Raw genomic sequence first — 13,678 nt, 5'->3', positions numbered from 1 at the left:
GGATGGGTCAACTGCCGGAATTCCCAAGGCTTTCGGCGTTCCCCCGGACGGCCGAACACCCTGGGTCAACACGGGCGGCGGCCTTCTCGAACGGAGACCATCGCCTGGCGTGTCAACTTCCAGCCGTCGCCGTGTCGTTCGACGTAACCGAGCGCGTCGAGTTCGTACAGTCTCGCGATGGCGTCGTCCGGTGTGGTGCGGGCCTCGCGGGCGACCTCGTCGGCCGTCGCGGGTCTGCGGGCGGGGAGCGCGGCCAGGACGCGCCGGGCGGCCGGCTCCAGCAGGTCGCGCGGCAGCACCGGCCCGCGCCGGTCCGGGGCCAGCTCGCCCATGTCACCGACCAGTTCGACGACCTCCGCGGCGTCGGTGACCAGCACGGCTTCGCCGCGCAGCAGCTCGTGCACACCGGTGGAGAGGCCACTTGTGGCCGGCCCGGGCACCCCCATCGTGTGCCGCCCCAACCGCTGCGCCGCCCGCGCGGTGACCAGCGAACCGCTGCGGTACGCCGCCTCGACGACGACCGTGCCCCGGGTGAGGGCGGCGATCACCCGGTTCCGCAGGATGAACCTGCTCGGCGTCGGATGATCGCCGGGCGGCAACTCCCCGACCACCAGGCCCTGTTCGGCGATCCGGTTGATCAACTGGGTGTGGCCGCGCGGGTAGGGCCGATCGACCCCGCAGGCGAGGACGGCGACGGTGGCGCCGCCCGCGCCGAGGGCGCCCCGGTGGGCGGCCCCGTCGATGCCGTAGGCCCCGCCGGAGACCACCACCCACCCCCGTTCGGCGAGGCCGCAGGCGAGGGCGGCGGCCATGTGTGCGCCGTACTGGGTGCAGGCGCGGGCGCCGACGACGGCGACCGACCGCAGCGCCCACATCCGCAGACTGGGCCGCCCCCGCACCCAGAGCCCCAGCGGCCGGGCGTCCCCCAGCTCGTCCAGCGTGCCCGGCCACTCGGCGTCCCCCGGGCACACGAACCGCACCCCGGCCGCCGCCGCGACGGCCAGATCCCGTTCCGGCTCGGCCAGGGCGGCGCGTGCCCGCAGCCCGGCCCACCGCCGCGCGGTCACCCCGTGCAGCGGCTCCCCGACGCCCGACAGCCGCCGCACCACCTCCGGCACGCCCCGCTCCCGCACCCACTGCCCGCCCACCTCGTCGCCGGGCTCGATGACCCGCCCGAGGAAGACCCGGGCGAGCCGCTCGTCGGCAAGGTCGCCGCCGCCGTTCACGTCAGGGCTCCGAGGGCCATCGGCACCCCGCGCGGCACCCCCGTGCGCAGTTGCAGGGCCAGGGCCACGTCCATGGCGTCGGGCCGGTCGTGGCCGACCAGGTCGGCGACGGTCCAGGCGACGCGCAGCACCCGGTCGAGGCCTCGGGCGGTCAGCAGCCCGCGTTCGAGGCTGCGCTCCGCCTCGTCCATGGCGCCGATCCCGGCATGCCAGCGGTTGCGCAGCTCACGGCCGGGGATCTCGCTGTTGGTCCGCCACCCGGTGCCCGCGAGCCGGGCCGCCGCGCGTTCCCGGGCGGCCCGGACCCGGTCGGCGACGGTCGCCGTGGAATCGCCCCCGGGACCGCGGTGCGCCAGCTCGGCCCGGCCGACCGGATCAACCTCGACCCGCAGGTCGACCCGGTCGAGCAGCGGGCCGGAGAGCCGCGCCTGGTAGCGGCGGATCACCGAGGGCAGGCACTCGCAGGCGGCGTCCCGCTGCGAGAACCGGCCGCAGGGGCACGGGTTGGCCGCCAGCACCATCAGGAACCGCGCCGGGAACCGCACCACCCCCGCACTGCGCGCGATCACCACGTGCCCCGCTTCCAGCGGCTGCCGCAGGGCGTCGAGGGCCTGGCTGCCGAACTCGGGGGTCTCGTCGAGGAAGAGCACGCCCCGATGGGCCAGCGAGACGGCACCGGGCCGGGCGAACCCCGCCCCGCCCCCGACCAGCGACTGCATCGTCGCCGAGTGGTGCGGGGCGCAGTACGGGGGCACGTCGATGAGGGGCTTGCCGGGCGGCAGCAGCCCGGCCACCGAGTGCACCGCCGTGACCTCCAACGACTCCTCCCGGCTCAGCCGGGGCAGCACGGCCGACAGCCGCTCCGCCAACATCGTCTTGCCCGCACCTGGCGGACCCTCCAGGAACAGGTGGTGGCCGCCCGCCGCGGCGACCTCCACCGCGGTGCGCGCCGAGCGCTGGCCGACCACGTCCGCGAGGTCGTGCCCGTGGTCCTGCTGCGCGGCGCCCATGCCGTGCATGCCGGTGGCCGCGCCGGTGCCGGGCATCCGCAGCCCGGACAGGAGCGGATCCGGGCGGCCCACCTCGTCCGGCTCCTCCTCGGGGACGGGTTCGTCGGCGAGGACGGCGATCAACTGCCGCAGGCTGCGCACTGCGAGCACGGAGATGCCCGGCACGAGCGACGCCTCGACGGCGGCGCACTCCGGCACGACCACCTGTTCGTATCCGGCCTCGGCGGCGGCCAGCACCGCGGGGAGGATGCCCCGGACCGGGCGCACCCGCCCGTCCAGGCCCAGTTCGCCGATCATCACGAGGTCGGCGAGCACCCGCGGGTCGATCCGCTCGGCCGCGCCGAGCACCGCGCTGGCGATGGCCAGGTCGAAGCCGCTGCCGCTTTTGGGCACCGAGGCCGGGCTGAGTCCGACGGTGAGTTTCTTCTGCGGCCATTCGCCGCCCGAGTTCACCACCGCCGCCCGCACCCGGTCGCGGCTCTCGCTCAGGCTCTTGTCCGGCAGCCCCACCAGCGTGAAGGCCGCCACTCCCGGTTCGAGGTCGGCCTGCACCTCGACGACGACCCCCTCGACGCCCACCAGCGCCACCGAGCACGTACGCGCGAAGCCCATCTCAGGCCACCCCCCGCGCGTGCTCGACGACGGCCGCGCCGCGCCGGGGCAGGACGACACCGATCAGGTCGATGCGGACACCGCCCGGCGGGGCTCCCCCGTGCGCCTGGATCCACCGCCCGGCGAGGCCGCGCAGGCGCTCGACCTTCTCCGGTGTCACCGCCGCCATCGGGTGCTGGTATCCGCCGCCCCTGCGGGTCTTCACCTCGCAGACGACCAGGACGTCGCCGTCCCTCGCGACGATGTCGATCTCACCGGTCCTGCCGCAGCGCCAGTTGCGCTCCAGGACCGTCATCCCGGCCTCGGCCAGCCGCCGTGCGGCCAGCTCCTCGCCGTACCGCCCGAGTGCGCCTCGGGCCAGATCCGCGTTCGTCTTCGTGCTCGGGTTCGCGTCCGCGCTCGGGTTCGTGTTCGTGCTCATGTGGGCACCACCTCCGGCACCCACGTTCACGCGTCAGCCGCCACGTAAAGGATCTTGGTGGAGAACTCTGCGGCTGTGGATAACTCCGTCACCCACACGAGCGCACGGCGACCGGCCCGAGCCACCGGCCCCGGCGACCGACATCAGCTCCCCGGAAGCTCCAGATCGCTCTTGTTCAGCTCCTCGATGTTCACGTCCTTGAACGTGAGCACCCTCACCTGCTTCACGAACCGGGCCGGCCGGTACATGTCCCACACCCAGGCGTCGGCCATCGACACCTCGAAGAACACCTCGCCCTGGACCGAGTGCACCTGCATCTCGTAGTCGTTGGTGAGGTAGAAGCGCCGCTCGGTCTCGATCACGTATTTGAACAGACCGACGACATCGCGGTACTCCCGGTAGAGCTTCAGCTCCATCTCGGTCTCGTACTTCTCGAGGTCCTCGGCGCTCATGGCATGTTCCCCTTCAGCCGTGCGATCCCCCCATTGTGCGCCAGTCCCGTGCGCCGCTAGACGATTTCCGTGTCAAGGGTTACGGGTCCTGCCGGGGGACCTTCGTCGAGCAGCGTGCGCAGCAGCTCGGCGAGTCTGGTCGGATACACCGTCTCATGTGCCTGGGTCAGTTCCCGACACGTCCACCAACGCGCTCCGGCGACAGTGCGCCGCTCCAGCTCGGTCAGCGCCGTGGCCCGGGTCGCGGTCACGGTCGTCCGGGCCAGGTAGTACCACTCGTCCTGGTCCCAGCGGCGGCCCGCGAACGGGAACGAGCACCTCCGCCGCCACAGCACCGGGCCGAGTTCGACCTCGGTGATGCCGGTCTCCTCGGCGAGTTCCCGCAGCGCGGCCTGCGCGCGGGTCTCGTCGCCCTCCACACCGCCGCCCGGCGTGAACCACCAGTCGTCGGCCGGGTCGTCCGGCTCATGGCCGTGCAGCAGCAGGATGCGGTCCTGTGGGTCGAGGAGGACGACCCGGGCGACCTTGCGCAGCCCGCCCTCGTACGCGCCGACGCCCCCGCCCGCCGGCACCTCCGACAGCCCGTCCGCCGCCTCAGCCGACACCGGCGGGCTCCGGCTGGGGGCGGGTGCCGGTACGGCGGCCGGACGTCCGCTTGGCGATCGGGCCGTACGCGGCTCCGCCGAGGATCAGCACGACACCGGCGATGATCAGCCCGCCGATCGTGCGCAGCGGACCCGGCTGGGAGAGGGCGCCGAGCGTCTCGAAGCCGGTGGGGCTCTTCAGCATGCCGTTCATGGGGTAGACGACGGCGTCGACGCGGGCCGTGACGGCGCTGCGCGCGACCGTGCCCTGCGCCGCGTCCGTGAGGTGGGCGGTGGAGTCCAGGGAGCCCTGCCGCTCGTCGCCGAGCAGGAAGAGCCTGCCGTCGGGGACCTTCACGGTCGGGAAGTTCTTGATCTCGGCCAGGCTGCCCGCGGGCAGATACGGTTCCGCGATCTCCTTGCCGTTGACGGTCAGCTTGCCGTCGGTGCAGCAGGAGACCGTGTCGCCGCCGACCGCGACGACCCGCTTGACGACGAGCGCGTTGCTCACCCACGTCTTGTCGCTGAAGACGACGACATCCCCGCGGCGCACCTCGCCGCCGTCGATCCGCTGCGCCAGCACCCGGTCACCGGAGGCGATCGTCGGGCTCATGGAGCTGGTGGGCACGGTGTACGGCCGGTAGACCAGGGCCCCCCAGGCGAACCCGCCGAGGAACAGCACGAGGCCCAGTGCGACGGCCAGGCCGGACAGTCGCTGTCCGGTCCGGCTGCCCACCGGGCCACTGCTGGTGCCACCGCCACTGTGCGGGGCCGTACGCGTCGTGCTCTCGCCACCCATGGGTCCGCACCCTACCCGGCGGTACCGAACCCGGTCAGCCCCTGCTTCAGCGGACCTTGGAGTCCTCGGTGCGCCGGCGGCGCCACAGGACCACCGGTACGACCCCGGCGAGGGCGAGGCCCTGCGGGGCGACTGTCAGGGCCGCGGACGCCGAGGACTGGTAGCCCAGGCCGGTCTGGTCGAAGGTGTCCGGCACCGGCAGCGTGCCCCAGCGGTTGAGCGGCCACGCCTTGACGATGGCGCGCCCGACGACCTGGTTGACGGGCACCATGCCGTGGTTCTTGTCCGACTGGTTGTAGCGGGAGTCGCGCGAGTTCTGGCGGTGGTCGCCCATGACCCAGACGGAGCCCTTGGGGACCTTCACGGTGAACTGGCCGCCCTGGTCGTCCTGGCTGCACGGGGTGTTGCCGGGGTACACGTACGGCTCGTTCAGCGCCTTGCCGTTGACCATGAGCGGGCCGGTGCCCTTGCAGGAGACGGTGTCGCCGCCGACGCCGATGACCCGCTTGATCAGGTCCTTCTCCTCCGCGGACGGCATCAGGCCGATCCAGCTCAGGAAGGTCTGGAAGGCGTTCGGGTCGGCGGTGTTCTCGCCCGCCAGCCAGTCGGCGGGGTCGTGGAAGACGATGACCTCGCCGCGCTCCGGCTCGGAGCCGAACCACGGGGTCAGCTTGTCGACGAGGACCCGGTCGCCCACCTTGAGGGTGTTCTCCATGGAGGCCGACGGGATGGAGAACGCCTGCACCAGGAACGTCTTGATCAGCAGCGCGAGGACGAGCGCGATGAAGATCAGGATCGGCAGCTCCTTCCAGAAGGAGCGCGGCTTCTTCGCCTTCGGCGTCGAGTCGCCGCCCGAACCCTCACCGCCGCTGCCGGGCGGCTGGTCCGCCGGCGGGCCCTCGCCGCCGGCCACCGGGTCATTCTCTGAGGTCACGGCGCCGTCCGCGGTCGGGTCGGCTGCTTCCACGGACCGCCCGCGGTGATCCTCGCCGTCGTGCCCGGACCGTGCGCCAACCGCCACATCCCCCACGCCAACTCCTTACTCCGTGCCGCTGCCTGCCCCACATACGACGCAGGCCCACCACTCCCATAACGAGCGGGAGTTCCGCAGGGGTCGGGAGTTGTCCAATCGATCCGTTCGGATCGCCGGGTGCAACCCTATGCGACTGCCGCGCGGACGCGGTCGCCGTGGCGGCCGAGCCGGTCACGGAAGAGAAAGTTTGCGGTTCCTTGAGACGGACCATGTGCCCCACCGGCCAGGCGATGACCATGGCCCGGCCCACCACCTCGCTCTCCGAGACGGTGCCCCCGTAATCGGTGTTCTGGTGGGCCCGGGAGTCCGCGGAGTTGGCCCGGTGGTCGCCCATCACCCACAGCCGCCCCTGCGGGACGGTGATGTCGAACGCCGTGTTGGAGGGCTCGTTGCCCGGGTACAGATAGGCGCCCTCGTCGAGGGGAGCCCCGTTGACGGTCACCCGCCCCTGTGTGTCACAGCACACGACACGGTCGCCGCCGACGCCGACGACCCGCTTGATGAGGTCCTTCTCGTTGTCCGACGGCAGCAGACCGATGAAGGTGAGCCCTTCCTTGACCTGCTTGACGACGACCGGGTCCGACTTCTTGGTGCCGGTCTGCTCGTCGTCGAGCCAGCCGCCGGGGTCCTTGAAGACGACGACGTCCCCGCGCGTGGGCTTGGAGCCGAACCAGGGGGTGAACTTGTCGACCAGGACGCGGTCGCCGATCCGGATCGTCTGCTCCATGGACCCGGACGGGATCACGAAGGCCTGCACCAGGAACGTCTTCAGGACCAGCGCTATCAGGACGGCGACCCCGACCAGGAGCGGTATCTCCCGGACGGCCGAGCGCCTGCGCTTGCGCTTGACCTTGCGCTGCAGCTTGCGCCGCTCCGCGCGGGAGCGGCCGGCGCCGGACGACGAGCCGGCGGTGCGCCGGACGCCGGTGGGCAGGAGCTGCTCGGCTGCGGAGGCGGGGACGCCGCGCGGTTTGCCGCGGTTACCCATGGGCGCCCACCGCGCCGGGCACGCGCGCGTAGGCGCTCGGGCGGGTCAGACCGGTGAGATGCGCGTAGGGCCAGATGATCCAGTCGGCGCGGCCGATCACGTCGTCGACGGGGATCATGCCGCCGCCCGGCGAGCCCAGGTGGTCCCGGGAGTCGCTGGAGTGGCTGCGATGGTCGCCCAGGACGAAGAGGGTGCCCGGGGGCACGACCGCGTCGAAGTCCACCGTGGACGGATCGTCGCCGGGATACAGGAACGTCGACTCGTCGACCGACCGCCCGTTCACCTGGATGCTCCCCTCCTTGTCGCAGCAGACCACGTGATCTCCCCCTACACCCACTACGCGCTTGATGTAGTCGGAGTTCCCGAAGTACCCGGTGCCGTCGAACACAATGACGTCGCCGCGCTGCGGCTCGGCACCAAAACGGTACGCCAACTTATTTACGAGAACCCGGTCGCCGATCCTCAACGCGTTTTCCATGGATCCGCTGGGAATCTGGAATGGTTGCGCCACGAAAGTGTTCAAAAGCAGCAAAAACAGCAGGCAGACCAGCAGGGACAGGCTGATCCGGCCGCCCGGGAGCCACTGGGTGAAGCGCCCTGCAAAGGGTCCGGCAAACGCGAAGCGCGACCGTCCCCCCGGTCCTTCGGTGTCCGGGGCAGCCTCCTGGGAGGCGCCTGCGGAAACGGAAGGGCTGGAGGAGCGGTCGCGCTCCGTCGGCTGCTGAGCTTCGGTGTCCATCGGGGCCAGATGGTATCCGGCCCCGTCATGAACCCCTCAGGGTGCTCAGTTGTCGCGCTTCTCCTTGATCTTCGCGGCCTTGCCGCGCAGCTCACGGAGGTAGTACAGCTTCGCGCGACGCACGTCACCGCGGGTGACGAGCTCGATCTTCTCGACGATCGGAGTGTGCACCGGGAAGGTGCGCTCGACGCCGACGGAGAAGGAGACCTTGCGGACCGTGAAGGTCTCGCGGACACCGGCGCCCTGGCGGCGGATCACCACGCCCTTGAACTGCTGCACACGGGAGCGGTTGCCCTCGATGACGCGCACGTGGACGTTGACGGTGTCACCCGGGCGGAAGGCCGGGATGTCGCTGCGCAGCGACGCGGCGTCGACGGTGTCGAGCACGTGAGACATTTCGTCTGCTTTCTTCGCTGATGCCACAGGTCATCAACGGAACTAGAAGTTCGGGGATTGAGTGCCGTGTGCCCGTCGAGGCGGGCGTCGTGTCCCCCTGCGGCAGGGGCGCACACCGGACGGCGCACAACAGCGGCCTATTCTTCCACGCCCTCGGTCCTGCGCCAAAATCGACCGTACGGCGCACCCTCCGGGTCGGGCGTCCAGCCCAGGATGGAGAGCATCTCGCGGTCCTTCTTGTCGAAGGTCTTGGGCTCGCAGCGCGCGATCAGGTCGGGCCGGTTGGCCGTCGTGCGGCGCAGCGCCTCATCGCGCCGCCAGCGGGCGATCTTGCCGTGGTGGCCGCTGAGCAGCACCTCGGGGATCTCCCGGTCGCGCCAGGCGGGCGGCTTGGTGTAGACGGGGCCTTCGAGGAGGTTGGCCATGGCGCCGGGGGCGAAGGAGTCGTCGCGGTGGGACTCGGCGTTGCCGAGCACCCCGGGCAGCAGCCGGGCCACGGCCTCGGTGACGACCAGGACGGCGGCCTCGCCGCCGGCCAGCACGTAGTCGCCGATGGAGACCTCGTAGACGGGGATCCGGGTGGCGTACTCGTCGATGACGCGCCGGTCGATGCCCTCGTAGCGGGCCGGTGTGAAGATCAGCCAGGGGTGCTCGGAGAGCTCGACGGCCAGTTCCTGGGTGAAGGGGCGGCCGCTGGGCGTGGGCACGACGAGCGCGGGGGCGTGCGCTCCCCGCTCGTAGCCGTCGGCGAGGACGGAGTCGAGGGCGTCGCCCCAGGGGTCGGTCTTCATGACCATGCCGGGTCCGCCGCCGTAGGGGGTGTCGTCGACCGTGTTGTGCCGGTCGTACGTCCACTCCCGCAGGTCGTGCACCCGCACGTCGAGGCGGCCACGCGCGCGTGCCTTGCCGACGAGGGAGACGTTCAGCGGGTCGAGGTACTCGGGGAAGATCGTGACGACGTCGAGCCTCATGCGCTGTCGTCCTCGGTCGAGGCGATCTCGGCCCGGTCGTCGATCAGTCCCGGCGGCGGGTCGATGACGGCCTTCTGCTCCTCGAGGTCGATCTCGACGACGATCGACTCGACGAACGGGATCATCACCTCGGTGCCGTCGGGCCGCTCGACGATGAAGAGGTCCTGGGAGGGCAGGTGCGAGATCTCGGTGATCCGGCCGACCTCGGCGCCGTCTTTGGTGACCACGTCCAGGTCCATGAGCTGGTGGTCGTAGTACTCGTCCTCGTCCTCCGGCAGTTCCTCCGGATCGACGTCGGCGATCAGGAGGGTGTTGCGCAGGGCCTCGGCGGCGTTGCGGTCGCGTACGCCCTCGAAGCGCAGCAGGAGGCGGCCGCTGTGGACGCGGCCGGTCTCGATGGTGAGCGGGCCGGTGGCGGCCGGATCGGTGGCCAGCACGGCACCAGGGGCGAGCCGCAGTTCCGGCTCGTCGGTACGGACCTCGACGGTGACCTCGCCCTTGATGCCATGGGCGCGGCCGATGCGAGCGACAACCAACTGCACTTCTCTGGATCTCCTGTCGTAACGACTTCGGGCCGGGGACGGCCCAGTGGCCCTCCCCGGCCCGAGCCGGTGCTGCGAAACGCGTCTAGCGGACGTGGTCCACGTCGACGAGGTCGACACGGACGCCCCGGCCGCCGATGGCGCCCACGACGGTGCGCAGAGCGCGCGCGGTGCGGCCGTTGCGGCCGATCACCTTGCCGAGGTCGTCCGGGTGGACCCGGACCTCGAGTACGCGCCCGCGGCGCAGGTTGCGCGAGGCGACCTGCACATCGTCGGGGTTGTCGACGATGCCCTTCACGAGGTGCTCAAGCGCCTCTTCGAGCATGCTGCTCAGGCCTCGGTCGGCTCAGAGGACTCAGCCGCGGCCTCGTCCTTCTTCTCAGCCTTCTTCTTCTGGGTGATGGCCTCACCCTTGCCCGAGTCGTCGCCACCGAGGGCCTCGAACAGCGGGCGAGCCTTCTTCGGCTCGGCGACGAGCAGCGGCGCCGGGGCGGGCTCGCCCTTGAACTTCTGCCAGTCGCCGGTCTTCTTCAGGATGGCGAGCACGGGCTCGGTCGGCTGCGCGCCGACACCCAGCCAGTACGCCACACGCTCGGCGTCGACCTCCATGACCGACGGGTTGTACGTCGGCTGGTACTTGCCGATCTCCTCGATCGCACGGCCGTCACGACGGGTGCGGGAGTCGGCGATGACGATGCGGTAGTGAGGCGCGCGAATCTTGCCCAGACGCTTCAGCTTGATCTTGACTGCCACGGAAGTGGACTCTCCTGATTTTGACGTGGTTGGGCACCGCGAGACTGCCGCGTGGGGTTGCGGTACCCGAGTGCCCGATGGACGCGTCAGCCGGAGGAGAGAGGGGTCCTGTGCGACTGTCGAGTACAGCTAGCCATTGTGCCACACCGCGCGGGGCCCTTCCGGCCGCGGGTGGTGTGCGGGCATGCGTGAGGGGCGCCCGGCGCCTGCGGGGACCCGTCGGTGGACGGCTCCCCGCAGCGCGCTGAACCGGCAGCCACGAGATGCCGGTGCACTGCCGCCGGGACTAGGCCGCGCCGACGATCTCCGGGATCCGGAACGGCTTTCCGCAGCCCCCGCACACGATCGGCGCCTGGGCCAGGACCGACGGCACGACCCGCACATTGCGTCCGCAGTCGCACACGGCCTTGACGCGGACGCCTCCGCCGGAGGAGCCGTGCCGGGCCGCGGGGCCGCGGAAGCTGCGGGTGGTGTCGGAAGAGGTGGCCGCCAGGTGGGCCTTGAGGGCCCGCTGGAGGCGCTCGATGGTCGGCCGGTAGCGGCGCTTGGCCTCCGGGTTGAGCGTGACCAGTGAGAAACCGCTGCTGGGATGGGGTTCCTCGGGGTGGTCAAGCCCCATTTCCTCGGCGATCGCGAGGAATCTGCGGTTGTGGTAGCGGCCGGCACGGGAGGTGTCGCGGACGCCTCGGGCGGCCGCGATGCCATGGACTGCTTCGTGAAGCAGTCGCTCGAAGGAGAGCTCGTGACCGCAGGCGGACGACGACTCCCCGATCAGGGACTCTGGCGCGGCGAGATCCGGCAGTTCGGGGTGGTACCGCTGAATGTCGGCCCACGCCTCTGCCAGCTCTGCGGCGAGAACTGGTGGTGTCTGTGTCGTGCTCACGTAATGACAACGAGCGGGAGTGCCCCTGTGTTCCTATTCCGGGGCATCCCAAATAATTTGCACGTACCCGTCAGTTGGCACTGATGCGTCCGGACGAGGGCGGGTGCGCTGATCTGCGGAGAAGCCTCACAGCTCGTACCAAGCTGGTGCGTAGCCCTACGTAGTCCTGCGTACGGCCCGGCGCGTAGACCATGCCGTCGCGCCGGGGTGCGGATGCTCCGCGGGGGCGCAAGAGGCGTTTCGGCCGCGCTCTCGGGCGCGGGCGCCGTCCCCGTCTCCCACAAGGGGAGAACGGGAGCCTTTTCCATGACGTGATGGTACGGCTCCACGTTGCCGGAATGTGAATTCTGGCCACAGGCACAGCCCGTCCACAAGCAGCGGCCCGCGACCCCTGGACGCGGTCGCGAACGGGGAGTTACCTGGCATACGGGGGAAGTGCGAGCGCACTGCACGGGGGCCACCTGATCGGTTACTGCGGCAACTCTCCGCGGATTGGGGCGCTTATCCATGACATCTGTGCTCGTGCGACAGCACCTGCCTCACGCGGGGCCGACGACCCGCGCGGACCTGGGCGCACGCGCGCGTGACTGGTCGGAGATCCAGGAACGGATGCTGGTCCCGCTCTACGAGGCGGTCTACGAACGGCTGGACGTAGGACGCGGCACCCGGCTCCTCGCGCTCGGCTGCGGCTCCGGACTCGCCCTGCTGATGGCGGCCGCCCGAGGCGCGGCCCTGCTCACGGGCGTCGAGACCGCCTCCCCCGAACGGCTGGCCCTCGCGCGCGAGCGGCTGCTGCCCACGGAGGAAGGGGCGGGCGACCGCCCCGCACCCGCGCGTGAAGGCACCGGAGACGGCTCGGATCATGGCCGTATCCGGCTCATCCACCGGCCACCGAAGAACACGACCGACACGACCGACGCGACCGACACAGCCGACCCGGCCGACGCGGAGACGCCCGCGTACGACCTGGTGACCGCCTTCGAGCCGGTCGGGTGTCTCGCGGGCGACACGGACCGGCTCGTCGGGCTGCTCGCAGCCTCGACGCCGCTCGCCGCGCGCGGGGCGGCCGTGGTGCTCGTCGGCTGGGGTCCGCCCGAACGCTGCGCCACCTCCGCGGTGTTGCGGGTCGCGGCCAAGCTGGCCGATCCGCTGCGCGGCGGCCCGGCCCGGCCGCGCCCCGCCCGGCGCGACGACCTGGAGGAGGTCGCCCAGCGGGCCGGGCTGAAGCCGGCCGGATCGGGCCGGGTGGCCTGCCCGTTCGGGTACGCCGACGTGCCGAGCGCCGTCAAGGGGCTGCTGTCCACGGGCCTGTTCGACGCGGCGGTCACGGCGACCGACCCGGCCCAGGTCGACAAGGAGCTGACGGAGGCGCTGCACCCCTACCGGCGACCGGACGGGACGGTGTGGATGCCGAACGTGTTCCGCTACCTGATCGCGCGCACGCCCTGACATCGCGCACGCCCTGGCGCGAGGTAAGGAAGTTCCTGGAAACGCACGTGTGAATGGTGTGAAGAAAGCGAAGCGGGGTGCCTCTCGCTTCGCTGACCAGCGCACCGCCCCCATAGCCTGTCGAACCGCCCGGGGGAGACCTCACATCTGCATACAGGAGCTGTTGTGCTGCACCGCAAGACCGCGCTGCGTCTCGTCGCGCCCGTCGCCGTTCTCGCCCTCACCCTCAGCGCGTGCAACGGGAGCGACGACGCGGACGCGAAGGGCGCCGCCACGGCAGCGGCCGACTCCTCTCCGTCGACCGGCGGGTCGGCATCGGCATCGGCCTCCGCGTCGACGTCCGCCGCCGGCGGCGACGTGGCGACCGGTGAGAGCGTCACGGGGAAGGTCGCGGAGGAGCCCGGCGAGGTCACGTACGAGATCGCGGCGCAGAAGGTCGACGTCGGCACCGAGGCCGAGGCGCAGAAGGTGGTGTCGGACCCGAAGGACGCCAAGGGCATGGTGCTCGCGATCGCGCACGTGAAGTTCACGCACCAGGCCGGTCCGGCGCTCACCGACTCCTCCGACGCGAACGACGGCACGACCGTCTGGGCCGACGAGCAGCGCGGCTCGATCCTGATCGGCGCCTCGGCGGACGACGTCGCCGGCTGCGACGACCCCTACGACGTCGAGAGCTGGAAGCAGGGCGAGAGCCACGTCTTCTGCGAGACGTACCTCGTCCCGGTCACCGCCAAGAGCATCGAGGTGCACTGGTCGGAGGAGGACGGGGAGCCCTTCATCTGGAAGTTCCCCCACGCATAGTCCTCCAACGCGTAGGCAC

Annotated in this window: 17 protein-coding genes; 2 read left to right on the top strand and 15 right to left on the bottom strand. The window is 71.3% G+C overall.

Features of this window, described 5'->3' with window-relative positions:
* Positions 1 to 65: 65 nt before the first annotated feature.
* The 15 genes from dprA to BMZ82_RS27170 form a co-directional block, all read right to left on the bottom strand.
* Complete coding sequence (gene dprA / locus BMZ82_RS27240; protein WP_093780049.1) at positions 66 to 1,226, bottom strand: DNA-processing protein DprA; 1,161 nt, start codon at positions 1,224 to 1,226, stop codon at positions 66 to 68.
* The gene (locus BMZ82_RS27235; RefSeq protein WP_093780048.1) at positions 1,223 to 2,848 is read right to left on the bottom strand and encodes a YifB family Mg chelatase-like AAA ATPase; all 1,626 of its coding nucleotides are present in this window, start codon (positions 2,846 to 2,848) and stop codon (positions 1,223 to 1,225) included. Before BMZ82_RS27235 ends, dprA begins: the two co-directional genes overlap by 4 nt.
* Position 2,849: 1 nt before the next feature.
* Positions 2,850 to 3,299, bottom strand: coding sequence for a YraN family protein (locus BMZ82_RS27230; RefSeq protein WP_371271310.1), 450 nt, complete (start codon positions 3,297 to 3,299; stop codon positions 2,850 to 2,852).
* Positions 3,300 to 3,412: 113 nt separating this feature from the next.
* Positions 3,413 to 3,721: a DUF2469 domain-containing protein gene (locus BMZ82_RS27225; protein WP_005311352.1), complete on the bottom strand. Its 309-nt coding sequence runs from the start codon at positions 3,719 to 3,721 to the stop codon at positions 3,413 to 3,415.
* A 56-nt stretch (positions 3,722 to 3,777) separates the two neighbouring features.
* Positions 3,778 to 4,293, bottom strand: coding sequence for an NUDIX hydrolase (locus tag BMZ82_RS27220; RefSeq protein WP_093780075.1), 516 nt, complete (start codon positions 4,291 to 4,293; stop codon positions 3,778 to 3,780).
* A 22-nt stretch (positions 4,294 to 4,315) separates the two neighbouring features.
* Positions 4,316 to 5,104, bottom strand: a complete 789-nt coding sequence (gene lepB / locus BMZ82_RS27215) for a signal peptidase I (RefSeq protein ID WP_093780047.1) — start codon at positions 5,102 to 5,104, stop codon at positions 4,316 to 4,318.
* A 46-nt stretch (positions 5,105 to 5,150) separates the two neighbouring features.
* Positions 5,151 to 6,134: a signal peptidase I gene (gene lepB / locus BMZ82_RS27210; protein ID WP_093780046.1), complete on the bottom strand. Its 984-nt coding sequence runs from the start codon at positions 6,132 to 6,134 to the stop codon at positions 5,151 to 5,153.
* Complete coding sequence (gene lepB, locus BMZ82_RS27205; protein ID WP_093780045.1) at positions 6,022 to 7,125, bottom strand: signal peptidase I; 1,104 nt, start codon at positions 7,123 to 7,125, stop codon at positions 6,022 to 6,024. Before lepB (BMZ82_RS27205) ends, lepB (BMZ82_RS27210) begins: the two co-directional genes overlap by 113 nt.
* Positions 7,118 to 7,864 carry a signal peptidase I gene (gene lepB / locus BMZ82_RS27200; RefSeq protein ID WP_093780044.1) on the bottom strand — a complete coding sequence of 249 codons (747 nt, stop codon included), beginning with the start codon at positions 7,862 to 7,864 and terminating at the stop codon, positions 7,118 to 7,120. Before lepB (BMZ82_RS27200) ends, lepB (BMZ82_RS27205) begins: the two co-directional genes overlap by 8 nt.
* 45 nt (positions 7,865 to 7,909) lie before the next feature.
* A complete protein-coding gene (rplS, locus tag BMZ82_RS27195) occupies positions 7,910 to 8,260 on the bottom strand; it encodes a 50S ribosomal protein L19 (protein WP_093780043.1) in 351 nt (116 codons plus the stop codon).
* Positions 8,261 to 8,397: 137 nt separating this feature from the next.
* Positions 8,398 to 9,231 carry a tRNA (guanosine(37)-N1)-methyltransferase TrmD gene (gene trmD, locus BMZ82_RS27190; RefSeq protein WP_093780042.1) on the bottom strand — a complete coding sequence of 278 codons (834 nt, stop codon included), beginning with the start codon at positions 9,229 to 9,231 and terminating at the stop codon, positions 8,398 to 8,400.
* Positions 9,228 to 9,773 carry a ribosome maturation factor RimM gene (rimM, locus tag BMZ82_RS27185; protein ID WP_093780041.1) on the bottom strand — a complete coding sequence of 182 codons (546 nt, stop codon included), beginning with the start codon at positions 9,771 to 9,773 and terminating at the stop codon, positions 9,228 to 9,230. Before rimM ends, trmD begins: the two co-directional genes overlap by 4 nt.
* Positions 9,774 to 9,858: 85 nt before the next feature.
* The gene (locus tag BMZ82_RS27180; protein ID WP_003973401.1) at positions 9,859 to 10,098 is read right to left on the bottom strand and encodes an RNA-binding protein; all 240 of its coding nucleotides are present in this window, start codon (positions 10,096 to 10,098) and stop codon (positions 9,859 to 9,861) included.
* A gap of 5 nt (positions 10,099 to 10,103) precedes the next feature.
* Positions 10,104 to 10,526 (bottom strand): 30S ribosomal protein S16, encoded by a 423-nt coding sequence (gene rpsP / locus BMZ82_RS27175; protein WP_093780040.1) that lies wholly within the window; start codon positions 10,524 to 10,526, stop codon positions 10,104 to 10,106.
* A gap of 286 nt (positions 10,527 to 10,812) precedes the next feature.
* Complete coding sequence (locus BMZ82_RS27170; protein ID WP_093780039.1) at positions 10,813 to 11,409, bottom strand: hypothetical protein; 597 nt, start codon at positions 11,407 to 11,409, stop codon at positions 10,813 to 10,815.
* Between the two features lie 507 nt (positions 11,410 to 11,916).
* Here BMZ82_RS27170 and BMZ82_RS27165 point away from each other — a divergent pair.
* Both BMZ82_RS27165 and BMZ82_RS27160 read left to right on the top strand, forming a co-directional pair.
* A complete protein-coding gene (locus BMZ82_RS27165; protein WP_093780038.1) occupies positions 11,917 to 12,858 on the top strand; it encodes a class I SAM-dependent methyltransferase in 942 nt (313 codons plus the stop codon).
* Between the two features lie 165 nt (positions 12,859 to 13,023).
* Positions 13,024 to 13,659, top strand: coding sequence for a hypothetical protein (locus BMZ82_RS27160; protein WP_093780037.1), 636 nt, complete (start codon positions 13,024 to 13,026; stop codon positions 13,657 to 13,659).
* Positions 13,660 to 13,678 lie beyond the last annotated feature (19 nt).

This window comes from Streptomyces sp. yr375, from assembly GCF_900110755.1.
Taxonomy (GTDB): Bacteria; Actinomycetota; Actinomycetes; order Streptomycetales; family Streptomycetaceae; genus Streptomyces.
This window is presented reverse-complemented; position numbering and strand designations above follow the sequence as displayed.